The sequence below is a fragment of the Comamonas sp. GW821-FHT11H03 genome (assembly GCF_058807955.1).
In genome coordinates, this window is sequence record NZ_JBXARF010000001.1 from 863,900 (window position 1) to 875,342 (window position 11,443).

Consider the following 11,443-nt stretch of genomic DNA (forward strand, 5'->3'; position numbering starts at 1 on the left):
CTCACTTGAGCAGCTCGCGGTAATAGTTGGGCAGCGCAAACAGCGCGCCGTGTACCTGCTCGTTGTAGTACTGCAGATCCCGCACCTTGCGCTGCTTGAGGCGCTCGGCCAGTTGCGGCGCCTTCAGCTCCAGCGGATCGAGCTCATCGGAGGCCACGGCCAGTCCCCAGTAAGCGCCGTAAAGCGGAATATAGAGGCCGTAGCAACGCACCACGGCAAACTGCTGACGCAGGCTTCGCACCAGCTCGGCCACCTGCGCGCCGTGGAAGACGGGGCTGCCCAGATGCAGCACCAGCGCGCCGCCCGGTGCCAGCACACGCTTCATGCGTGCCAGCGAGGCCGGTGCATACAGGGCGCTGGCAGGCGTGTCAGGGTCGGTCAAATCCATGAGTGCCAGATCGAAGCGCTCATCGGTTGCCTCCATCAAGGCCAGACCGTCGCCTATGCGGACCTCAACACGGTCATCATCGAGCGCGCCGCGATGCACGGCTTGCAGATGCTGGCGCGAGAACTGCACCACGGCCTCGTCCAGCTCGGCCAGCACCACGCGCTCGATGCTCGGGTGCTTGAGCAGCTCCTCGGCGGCTCCGCCATCTCCTCCCCCCAGAATCAAGGCCTTGCGCGGCGCGGGGTGGGCCATGGCGGCCGGGTGCACCAGAGCCTCGTGATAGAAAAACTCCTCGCCCTCGGAGGTCATGAAGCAATCATCCAGACGCAGCACCTTGCCGAACTGCGGCGTCTGCAACAGCTCCAGCTTCTGATACGGGGTCTGCTGAGTCTGCAGCACTGCGGCGCGATAGCCAAAGCGGGCATGGGGCGTGAGCTGCTCCGTGGCCCAGCCGGATTCGGACATGGGTGCAGGGTCCACGCCATGGTCTGCCGGCTGCGCCATGCCGATGTCGCCGCGCATCAATTGCTGGCGCAGCACCTGCCCGGGAGCATAGGCCTGGATCACGCCGTCCATCAGGCGTCGAGCCTTTTCCGAGTTGTCCTCGGAAAAATTGCACACATAGACGTCGATGGTGACACTGTCCGTCTCGGGCCAGGTATGTATGGCCAGATGGGACTCCGCCAGCAGCACCGTACCCGTCACCCCCCCGGGCTGGCCTTCATAGGGCGGAAACTTCACCCAGGTGTCATCCACCAGGGTCAGGCCGCTGGCTGCAGTCTGGTCGCGGCAAAGCCCGGCGATGGCGTCAGCATCGAGCATGTAGCGCTCATGGCCTGTGCATTGGTAAAGGTCGGCAGTCAGGTGCAGTCCGTGCATGTGGTGCGAGTCCCCCTTTGTTCTCTGCCGACCGCACAGTGATGCAGGAGCCGGCATGGATTCAGACAAAGCGACTGACTCTAGCAAATATGCTTATTCGCACTCTTTCATGCCAGATATGCGAACAAAAACACCGCATCACGCAACAAGCTGCTCCAGTGAATCCAGATGCGCCCTGGCCTTGACAGTCGTGATGGGCTGGCCGTGGTTGTAGCCGTAGGTCATCAGCACCACGGGGCAGCCTGCGGCATGGGCGGCCTGGGCATCGTTGCTGGAGTCACCCACCATCAGCGTGCGCGCGGGCTCGCTGCCCAAAGCCTTGCAGGTCTCGACCAGCGGCATGGGGTCGGGCTTTTTGCGCGGGAAGGAGTCGCCACCGAACACGCAGTCGAAAAATCCGTCCAGTCCCTTGGCGGCCAGCAGGGGCTGGGCAAAGGACAAAGGCTTGTTGGTCAGGCAGGCCATGCGCAGCCCCAGGGACTGGAGTGCCTGCAGACCTTCGGCCACGCCCGGATAGACATCGGCAAACTGGCCGTTGATGGCCAGGTAATGGTGCTCGTAACGCTGCCAGGCCTGGGGATACAGGGCATCAATGTTCGGCGCCTCCACATGCGCCAGCACAGAGCGGATCAGATGCTCGCTGCCCTTGCCCACCATGTTCTCGATGATTTGCGGCGCTATGGCCGGCAATTGCAGATCGGCCAGCATGCGGTTGAGCGCCTCGGCAAAATCGCCCAATGTGTTGACCATGGTGCCGTCCAGGTCGACCATCACGGCATCAATTTCGAGGGCTTGGGCGGGTGCAGGCAGAGTCAGCTTCATACAACTATCAATTCAATAGCTGCATGCGCTTTTCAATATTGGGCCTGCAGCCAAAAATAAAAAATATCTACATTGACTGGTACAGGAATCCAACGGCAAAAAAGGCCAGTTGCAGACCAGGGCACCGAGCAAGAGCCGCCTCGCGGCGGGGCCGCCAAGGCGAAGGTGTCGCCCCTCTCCCATGGCGCGCAGCGCGTAGAGAAAGGGGGAAGGCGCGGGGCCGCCCAGGCAAAGCGCCTCAGGGGGAGTTACGCGAGGTTCTTGCGCATGGTGTCGATGACAGCCTTGTAATCGGGCTTGCCGAAGATGGCGCTGCCAGCCACAAAGGTGTCGGCACCGGCATCGGCCACGGCGCGGATATTGGCTTCCTTGATGCCGCCATCCACTTCCAGGCGGATGTCCTTGCCACAAGCATCGATCAACTTGCGGGCCTTTTCGATCTTGCGCAGCGTGCTGTCAATAAAGCTTTGACCACCAAAGCCTGGGTTCACGCTCATCAGCAGGATCAGATCGATGTCTTCGATCATCCAGTCCAGCACTTCCAGCGACGCTGCGGGATTGAACACCAGACCGGCCTTGCAGCCGTGGGCCTTGATGTTCTGCACGCTGCGATGCACATGCTGCGACGCATCGGGGTGAAAGCTGATGTAGTCTGCACCTGCCTTGGCAAAAGCCGTGGCGAGATCGTCCACAGGCTGCACCATCAGATGCACGTCGATGGGCACGGGCTTGCCATCGGGTGTGACCGAATGGGGCTTCAGGGCCTGACAGATCATGGGGCCGAAAGTCAGATTGGGAACGTAATGGTTGTCCATCACGTCAAAGTGGATCCAGTCGGCGCCGGCCGCAATGACATTACGCACTTCTTCACCCAGACGGGCGAAGTCGGCTGACAGGATGGAGGGGGCAATACGGTAGGTGGGGCTCATGGATTGCAATTGTCGCAGTTACCATTAGCTCATGCCAATGAATGAGTTTCTGGTTCAAGTCCAGCCCGCCTACCTGCCCGAGCAATCCGCCCCGGCCGCCGGCGTCTATGTGTTTTCCTACACCATTACCGTCACCAACACGGGTGAGGTGCCGGCGCAGCTGATTGCGCGGCACTGGATCATCACCAACGAGCTGGGCCATGTCGAAGAGGTCAAGGGCCTGGGCGTGGTGGGCCGACAGCCGCTGCTGCAGCCCGGTGAATCCTTCGAGTACAGCAGCGGCTGCCAGCTGCGCACGCCCACGGGCACCATGCGCGGCAGCTATCTCTGCGTGAATCACGAGGGCGAGACCTTCGAATGCGAGGTTCCGCTCTTCGTGCTGCAGATGAATGAGTCCGGGGACCCCATGCCCATGCCCGAGAAACGCGTTCTGCACTAAGGCAGCCACCCCACATTTGCATGAAGAAAAGCACTCTTGACCTGCCCGGCCTGCTGGCCTCCCTGGATCCCGGCGCAGGCCTTGCGCAACGCCATCTGTGGCTGATCCATCTGGCCGAATGGATACGCGCAGCCGAGCCCTCTGTCGAAGGCGCCGTGCAGCGCGTGAAACAGATCGTCGAGGCCTTCGAGGCCGACCCCGAAGCTCTGGCCCGACTGCGCCGCTGGAGCCAGACGCTGATGGAGACGGTGGACATCACCGCCCTGCTGGCCGATTTCGGCTTTGCCCCACGCACGGCCATGGCCAGCGAAGTGGCCGAGCGCCTGCGCTACAAGCTGCTGCCCAGCACGCCCGAGACCGAGGATGCCTCCGAGCTGTTCATGCTGGTCTTTCCCGAGCGTTTCGACGCCCGCTGGCTGCATGCGCTGGACAGCCAGCTCATGGCCCGCATCACCACCTTGCTGACCCCGCAGCAGCTCGAAGAAGGCGTGAGCTTCTGGGAGCGCAACCTGCTGGACGCCATCACCTATTGCGCGGGCCAGATTCTCTCCACCGGGTTTGCCCCCGAGCTGCGCCTGCGCATGAGCGAGCAGGCACGCGAGGAAAAGCCGTTTCATGCGCTGATCCACGATGTGGAAAACCTGCGCGTGGAGGTCATGCTGCCGCTGCGCACCACCGACAGGCGCGACGCCGCTGCAGCGCAGTTGCGCGAGCGGCTTGAGGCCTGCCGCGCCGCCGTGTCCTCGGTCTACTCCTACGTCGAGGCCGAAGGCATTTCCGTCGGCTTGATCTTCCGCCTGCGCCAGGTGCGTGCGCGCATTCTGCGCATTCGCCGCCTGCTCGATTGCCTGCTGGCAGAAGACCGTGCCTACGAGACGTCCGAGCTGCTCTCCAACCTCGTGGCCGTGGGCATAGAGCGGCGCAGCGTGCGCGCGCTGATGTCCACCAACTCATCGCTGCTGGCGGCCAAGGTGGCCGAGCGCAGCGCCGAAACCGGCGAGCACTACATCACCCGCGACGGCAGCGAATACCGCAAGATGGTGGCCAAGGCTGCAGGCGGCGGCTTGGTGATGGCCTTCACCACGCTGGCCAAGTTTGCGCTGTATGCGCTGGGCCTGTCCGTCTTCTGGTCGGGACTGGCTGCGGGCTTCAACTACGCCATCAGCTTTGTGCTGATCCAGATGCTGCACTTCACGGTGGCCACCAAGCAGCCGGCCATGACGGCGCCGGCCATGGCTGCCAAGCTCAAGGACATCCAAAGCGATGGATCCATCCAGGAGTTCGTCGATGAGGTCGCCCATCTGGTGCGCTCCCAGGTGGCGGCCATTCTGGGCAACGTGCTCATCGTCTTCCCCGGGGCGTTGCTGCTGTCGCTGGGCTATGCCTATCTTGTCGGTCATCAGGCGCTCAGCACCCCGCATGCGCGCCAGGTGCTGGACTCGCTGAGTCTGCTGGGGCCGTCCGTGCTCTTCGCCGCCTTTACCGGCGTGCTGCTGTTTGTCAGCAGCCTGATTGCCGGCGGTGCGGAAAACTGGTTTGTGCTGCGCAATATCGATTCGGTGATTCGCTACAACCCGCGCATCACACGCTTTCTGGGCACGGGCCGCGCGGATCGCTGGGCAAGCTTCTTGCGCAAGAATGTCTCCAGCCTGGCGTCCAATATCTCGCTGGGTTTCATGCTGGGCCTGGTGCCTGCATTTGCGGCCTTCTTCGGCCTGGGACTGGAAGTGCGCCACGTCACCCTGTCCACGGGCCAGATCGGCGTGGCCGTGGCATCGCTGGGCTGGGAAGTGCTGCATGACAATCTGCTGTGGTGGGCCGTGGCCATGCTGCCCTTCAATGCGGCGCTGAATGTGGGGGTGAGCTTCTACCTGGCGTTCCGTGTCGCCCTGCGTGCCCATAACGTCAGCGGTGTGGACCGTTCGCGCATCTACAAGGCCATACGCCAGCGTTTCTGGCGCAGGCCGCTGAGCTTTTTCTGGCCTTGACCTTTAACCGCCGCCAACCAGCGGCCCACCAGGCCGCAGCATCGCGGGCGGCCAGAGACCTTATGGGTGAATTCGATCTGATCCGCCGCTATTTCCAGCGCCCCGTGCGTCGCGCCGCCCTTGGCGTGGGCGACGACTGCGCGCTGCTGGCCCCGGCCCCCGGCATGCAACTGGCCATCTCCAGCGACATGCTGGTCGAGGGCCGCCACTTCTTTGCCGATGTGAACCCGCGCCTGCTGGGCCACAAGGCTCTGGCCGTCAACCTCAGCGATCTGGCAGCCAGCGGTGCCAGGCCTCTGGCGTTCACGCTGGCCCTGTCCCTGCCCGGTGCCGACGAAGACTGGATCAGCGAATTTGCGGCCGGCCTTCTGACCCTGGCCGATGCCCATGAATGCGAGCTGATCGGCGGCGACACCACGGGCGGCCCGCTCAATATCTGCATCACCGTGTTCGGCGAAGTCCCTGCCGGCCAGGCCTTGCTGCGCAGCGGCGCCAGGGCCGGCGATGAGATCTGGGTCAGCGGCACACTGGGCGATGCACGCCTGGCACTGGAGGCCATGCTGGGCCGCGTGCAATTGCCTGCCGAGCTGCTGCTGCAGGCGCGCCAGAGGCTGGAAGCACCCACGCCGCGCGTGGCCCTGGGCCTGGCGCTGCGCGGCCTGGCCAGCAGCGCGCTGGATGTCAGCGACGGCCTGCTCGGCGACCTCGGCCATATCCTGGAGCTGTCCAGCGTCGGAGCCACGGTAGACAGCCGCTGCACCACGCCGTTGATGGCTGCAGCTGCCTATCCGCAAAGCGGTGCTTGGCAGTTCGATTCAACGCTGCAGCAGCAATGCACGCTGGCCGGCGGCGACGACTACGAACTGTGTTTTACCGCCCCCACAGCGCGGCATGCCGACGTGCTGGCAGCAGGCGCTGCCAGCGGCACGCCGGTGCATCGCATAGGCCGTATCGATGCCGAGCCGGGCCTGCGCGTGATCGGTGCGGACGGTGCGCTGCTGCAACACCGCTGGAAGTCCTTCGACCACTTCGGCGGATGAACGCAAGGAACGCGGGCCGGACACACGATGCGCCCGCAAAGGGATAGGAAACCGCCTGGGTTAAGCTCAAACCCTTAGGACTTACGCAAACAGGAATAACAAGGGCCGGCCTGCTGAGGCAGTCGTCTTGCCTGAGCCCGTTTTGCACAAGTCATGTCCCTGTCCACTGCCCACAAGAGCCGCCAATGCGTTCAAGCCGTCTTCTGCCTGTGTCCATGGTCTGTGTCGCAACTGCTTTGCCCGGGCTCGCCCTGGCCGACGCCGGCAGCCTCAGTGTCTCGGGCAATCGCGCGCCCATCACCGAAGTCACGCTCTATCCCGGCATCGCCGCCGTACAGCGCGAGGCACGCATCGACGCCCAGACCCGCCTGCTCAGCTTTGAATGCCTGCCCGCCAGCGTGGATACGCAGAGCCTGCAGATCAGTGGTGACGAAGGCGTGCGCGTGGGTGAGATCAAGACCCTGATGCAGTCCAGGCAGGTGGCGGCCAAGGAATGCACCAGCCCGCTGGATCAGCAGATTCGCGCCCTCGAAGATCAGCTCGCGAACATCGAGGCCGAAGAAGGGGCAGCCCGGCTGGTGGGCGATTTTCTGCAGGGCATGAGCAAGCCCGGCGACGAAGCCAGAACCAGCCCCGCTCAGATCGCCGGCACCAGCCAGGCCCTGCGCCAGACCAGCCGCGACAACAGCCTGCGTGCTCACCAGATTCAGCGCCAGAAGCAGGATCTGCTGGCACAGCTTCAGCCCCTGCGCCAGGAGCGCGACCGCACGGGCTCCGAGCAGTCTCAGGTCATGAAAGTCAGCGTGCAGCTGGCCAGCCCGCGCGCGGCCAATGTGCGCCTGAGCTACCAGGTGCGCGGCCCCAGCTGGCAGCCCAGCTACCGCGCTCAGCTGAACACCGCCAGGCAGCAGGTGCAGCTGGAGCGTCAGGCCCTGGTCGTGCAGGCCAGTGGCGAGGACTGGAGCAATGTGCGCCTGCGTCTGTCCACCGGACAGCCCGGCCGCAACACCCAAGGTGTCATGCCGCGCCCCTGGACGGTGGATATCGCTCAGCCACTGCCCCCTGCCGCACCGGCACCGGCACCGGCACCGGCCCCCGTCGCCATGATGGCGCGCAGCGGAGCCAGGGCGATGCTCGAAGAGGCAGCGGCACCGGATTTGCCAGCACTCGATGTCTCCAGCATCAACACGGCCTACAGCACGCAATTCATCGTGCCGTACAAGATCAGCGTGCCCTCCAGCGCCGAGCGCATCACGCTGTCGCTAGGTCAGGAAAATCTGGCCACCAGCTTGCTGACCCGCACCGCGCCGGCCATGGAAGAGGCGGCCTATCTGATTGCCACGTTGCAGGCTCCGCCAGGCATCTGGCCGGCGGGCCCGGTAGCGCTGTTCCGGGACGAGGCGCTGGTTGGCAATGGCAGACTGGACTTTGGCAACGCCCAGGCACTGGCGCAAGGACTGTCTTTTGGTCGCGATGACAACGTCGTGGTGCGCCGCCTGCCTGCGCAAAGCCATACCGGCAGCGGCGGCTGGGCCAGCAGCAAAACCGAGCGCAGCATCGCACGCAACTACGCCGTGGAAAACCGCCACAACCAGCCCATCGCGCTGCAGGTGCTGGACTCGGCTCCTGTTTCGCGCAATGAGCAGATCAAGGTGCAGTCGCAGTACAGCCCGCAGCCTGCCACCACCCACTGGAATGCGCAAAACGGCATGGTTGCCTGGGAGCAGAATCTGGCCGCCCGCAGCACCGCCCAGTTCCAGGCCACGCACCAGATCCGCTTTCCCGAAAACCAGCCCATCTCCGGCCTGCAATAAGGCAGCGCGTATCATCACGCCATGACGGATGATCTATCAAATAGCGCCGCAGCGCATACAGATATTGCGCAGACAGCTATCAATAACAAAGCACGTAACGGCATGAGTGCGGCAGCAATCGCCCACCCCAGCGTGGGGTTCATGCTGCAGCATCCGGCCCATTTGATTGCTCTGGGCTTTGGCTCCGGCCTGCCCCGCGTCGCCCCCGGCACGGTGGGCAGCCTGTGGGCCTGGCTGGCCTATCTGGTGCTGGCACTGTGGCTGAGCCCGGCACAGATCGGCTGGCTGATTGCCGCCAGCATTCCCCTCGGCTGGTGGGCCTGCACCGTCACCGCAAGGCATATGCGCGTGGCCGACCCCGGCCATATCGTCTGGGACGAAGTGGTCGCCATGTGGATTGTTCTGTGGCTGTGCATGCCCATGGGCTTCTGGGGGCAGCTGGCCTGCTTTGCGCTGTTCCGCTTTTTCGATGCCGTCAAGCCCCAGCCCGTCAAATGGGCCGACCGCCTGTTCAAAGGCTTCGGCCCGCGCGGCGGCTGGGGAATCATGTGGGATGACCTGGTGGCCGCTTTCTGCACCCTGCTGGTGGTCGCCCTTTGGCGACATTTCTTCTGACTGCACACGCCATGGAGGAGACGATGAGCACACAAGCAAGCGGCATCGAAGAACTGGTTCGGCAACTGGCCGCCAGACTGAGCGACAAAGGCTGGATGCTGGCCACCGCCGAAAGCTGTACCGGCGGCATGATTGCCGCAGCCTGCACCGATCTCGCAGGCTCCAGCCAATGGTTCGAGCGTGGTTTCGTGACCTACTCCAACGAGGCCAAGACCGAGATGCTGGGTGTGCCTGCCGAGCTGATCGCCAGGCACGGAGCCGTCAGCGAGGAAGTCGTGCGCGCCATGGCCGAGGGCGCTCTCCGTCACTCGCGCGCCCAGGTCAGCATTGCCGTAACGGGGGTTGCGGGGCCGAGCGGAGGCTCTGCCGAAAAGCCTGTGGGCACGGTCTGGGTGGGCTGGGCAGTCCAGAACGCCATCCATAGCCAGTTGCTGCAGCTGAGCGGCAGCCGCAGCCGCAGCAGCATCCGCCTGGCCACCACCCGCCGCAGTGTTGAGCACCTGCTGTCCGCCATCACTCCACCAGCACCACATTGCGCCCAATGCAATTGAGCTGTGCGCCGATATCTGTCTGGGCCAGATTCAAGCCCAGCAGATTCAACACCAGGTTCAGCACGGCATCGAGCACCAAGGTCAACGGCGCAAGAACCACGGCCAGCAAAGCGCCAAGCAAGCCCAGCTGATCCGTCAATGACTGGATCAAGCTCTCCACCAGATTGCTCTGGTAGATGGTTGCCCATTTGGCCGGCTCGCTCAGGTTCGGAGGATTCTGATAGTCAAGCCTCTGGGTTTTCGAGAGCAGCGGTATCTTGACTTCTACGGGGATCGACAACTTGGGGATCAATGGCAGCGGAAGAATGTCGACCGCGCCTTTCAAGGCCACCGTTCCCACTCCCGTGACGCCATTCACGCTCATGCTTTTCTGAGGCGAGCACGTATGGTCGGTCAGCAAGGCGCTGCCTTGCGCCAGCTTGACATCCAGAGACAGACTGGCGGCGACCAGTGCCAGATTCAGCTTCAGCCCGGTCACCAGATCGATCTGGGATGTCTTGGCTTCAATCCTGTCTCTGACCGGATCACCGATCGCACTTTGCGGCGGCTCAATCACCTTCAGGTTCAATCCAACCTCGACCAGACCCAGATTGAGATTGACGCCCACCTTGGCCGCATTCTGGCTGTTGGCCAGTTGCGCAACCGTGGTCACCAAGTCCAGAACATTCACGTCCGTTCTCAGAGCCGCCGATCCGAGACCCGTGCCCAGCTTGAGAATATCCTGCAGCGCGATCTGAATATTGCCGACCCCCAGCGCCAATGCATTGAGCGCACTGACAGCCGCCAGACTGCCTTGCTGCGGCAAGGCATCCAGCATTGCCAACATGACCTTGTCCAGCGTGACCTTGGTCTTTACGACCTGATCGTAATCACCGACATTCAGACCGGCCCTGACGGCCAGGGCATCGAAAAAACTCAACAAGCTGATGTTCGCATTGGCGATGCCCTGCCATCCGGCAACGCCCAGATTGATCTTGCCTCCGAGCATCCCGCCGACGACCGCATCCAGAAGGGCTGACTTTTCCGTATCCAGTGTCAACAGGGTCGAACGCACGGATAGTCTGGCAATCCTGGCCGACTGCATTGCTGTGGCCTGGGCCGATATCTGGCGCCCTCTTTCGGCTCCGGCGGCAAAGACAAACAGGAACGGCACTGTCCTCTGAAAAGACACCCTGCATGCATTGATTTCGCTGGCTTTGCTGGCGCTGCCAAAGAAGGGGCTGGTGCTTTTGTCCCAACGCCCGGCCTGTGCAGTCACAAGCTCGGAGACCACGCTACCGTTGAGCGTCAGATTTCTCTCTGCATTGGCGCGACAAGAGCTCTGATCCAGAGCACCACTGGCACCTGCCAGAGCTGCCAAATCCGCAATCTTCTGCAACTCGCGCTTCTGCCAGAACACATTGCCGATATCGATGGTTGCCAGGCAGATCACGGCAATCATCAGCCAAATCGCACCCAGCATCGCCACGGAACCCGATTGGCGACGAATGCGATCACGGCACAGGCCTTTGGCAAAAGACTGCATGCACAGAGCCGCTGTGAGCGCTTAGCGACTACCGCCCGTTGAACTGCCCACCTGTGTTTCAGAGCTCTCCGGGATCTTGTGGGTAAAACTCTCCAGATAGCGCTGATAGGTGCGCTGGGCCACATCGCTTGTCACGGGATAGGCATTGCGCGATGCGTACTGACCGCTGGCCTGCAGCGCCAGCAGATAGCTGGTGGCCTCGCCCACACGATTGGTTGCCGGCGGTGTCAGGGACGCATTGCCGGGGGCCGGTGTCTGTGTCACCGCGGCCGGCGCAGTGGCTGCAGGCATCGCTGCCGCACTTCGGGGTGCACTCATATTGCTCACGCCCGTGCCGGAGCCGGTATTGCTGCCGGCCTGCGCCAAGGCGACCGAGGCCATGCCCAGTGCCATCAACGCCAAGGTGAATGTTCGGGCCCGCTGGGTGAATGCTGTCTGCGTATTCATGAGGAC

The 11,443-nt window shown here is 63.2% G+C and carries 11 protein-coding genes and 1 pseudogene; 6 read left to right on the forward strand and 6 right to left on the reverse strand.

The features are described 5' to 3' along the window. Position 1 precedes the first annotated feature (1 nt). The 4 genes and pseudogenes from speE to rpe form a co-directional block, all read right to left on the reverse strand. On the reverse strand, positions 2 to 853 hold the full coding sequence (gene speE, locus AC1RTQ_RS04045; RefSeq protein WP_492874518.1) for a polyamine aminopropyltransferase: 852 nt from the start codon (positions 851 to 853) through the stop codon (positions 2 to 4). Between the two features lie 63 nt (positions 854 to 916). Continuing rightward, a pseudogene (locus AC1RTQ_RS04050) lies at positions 917 to 1,324 on the reverse strand (S-adenosylmethionine decarboxylase family protein); the annotation flags it as partial. A gap of 81 nt (positions 1,325 to 1,405) precedes the next feature. Next, positions 1,406 to 2,089 carry a phosphoglycolate phosphatase gene (locus AC1RTQ_RS04055; RefSeq protein WP_302088768.1) on the reverse strand — a complete coding sequence of 228 codons (684 nt, stop codon included), beginning with the start codon at positions 2,087 to 2,089 and terminating at the stop codon, positions 1,406 to 1,408. Between the two features lie 248 nt (positions 2,090 to 2,337). Further along, complete coding sequence (gene rpe, locus AC1RTQ_RS04060; protein WP_302088767.1) at positions 2,338 to 3,018, reverse strand: ribulose-phosphate 3-epimerase; 681 nt, start codon at positions 3,016 to 3,018, stop codon at positions 2,338 to 2,340. Between the two features lie 31 nt (positions 3,019 to 3,049). On the opposite strand from rpe, the gene apaG reads away from it, so the two are divergent. From apaG to AC1RTQ_RS04090, 6 genes are all read left to right on the forward strand, one after another. Further along, positions 3,050 to 3,457 (forward strand): Co2+/Mg2+ efflux protein ApaG, encoded by a 408-nt coding sequence (apaG, locus tag AC1RTQ_RS04065; RefSeq protein ID WP_492874436.1) that lies wholly within the window; start codon positions 3,050 to 3,052, stop codon positions 3,455 to 3,457. A 20-nt stretch (positions 3,458 to 3,477) separates the two neighbouring features. Further along, positions 3,478 to 5,445, forward strand: a complete 1,968-nt coding sequence (locus AC1RTQ_RS04070; RefSeq protein WP_492874438.1) for a site-specific recombinase — start codon at positions 3,478 to 3,480, stop codon at positions 5,443 to 5,445. 62 nt (positions 5,446 to 5,507) lie between these two features. Continuing rightward, positions 5,508 to 6,485, forward strand: coding sequence for a thiamine-phosphate kinase (thiL, locus tag AC1RTQ_RS04075; protein WP_492874440.1), 978 nt, complete (start codon positions 5,508 to 5,510; stop codon positions 6,483 to 6,485). Between the two features lie 185 nt (positions 6,486 to 6,670). Beyond that, positions 6,671 to 8,299, forward strand: a complete 1,629-nt coding sequence (locus tag AC1RTQ_RS04080) for a DUF4139 domain-containing protein (protein ID WP_492874442.1) — start codon at positions 6,671 to 6,673, stop codon at positions 8,297 to 8,299. A gap of 21 nt (positions 8,300 to 8,320) precedes the next feature. Next, the gene (locus AC1RTQ_RS04085) at positions 8,321 to 8,914 is read left to right on the forward strand and encodes a phosphatidylglycerophosphatase A family protein (RefSeq protein ID WP_492874444.1); all 594 of its coding nucleotides are present in this window, start codon (positions 8,321 to 8,323) and stop codon (positions 8,912 to 8,914) included. 23 nt (positions 8,915 to 8,937) lie between these two features. Then, positions 8,938 to 9,465 carry a CinA family protein gene (locus AC1RTQ_RS04090; RefSeq protein ID WP_492874446.1) on the forward strand — a complete coding sequence of 176 codons (528 nt, stop codon included), beginning with the start codon at positions 8,938 to 8,940 and terminating at the stop codon, positions 9,463 to 9,465. On the opposite strand, the gene AC1RTQ_RS04095 is transcribed toward AC1RTQ_RS04090, so the two are convergent. Both AC1RTQ_RS04095 and AC1RTQ_RS04100 read right to left on the reverse strand, forming a co-directional pair. After that, a complete protein-coding gene (locus tag AC1RTQ_RS04095; RefSeq protein WP_492874448.1) occupies positions 9,428 to 10,990 on the reverse strand; it encodes a pilus assembly protein TadG-related protein in 1,563 nt (520 codons plus the stop codon). The two genes, AC1RTQ_RS04090 and AC1RTQ_RS04095, sit on opposite strands and share 38 nt — an antisense overlap. A gap of 21 nt (positions 10,991 to 11,011) precedes the next feature. After that, on the reverse strand, positions 11,012 to 11,437 hold the full coding sequence (locus tag AC1RTQ_RS04100; protein WP_492874450.1) for a DUF3613 domain-containing protein: 426 nt from the start codon (positions 11,435 to 11,437) through the stop codon (positions 11,012 to 11,014). Between the last annotated feature and the right edge of the window lie 6 nt (positions 11,438 to 11,443).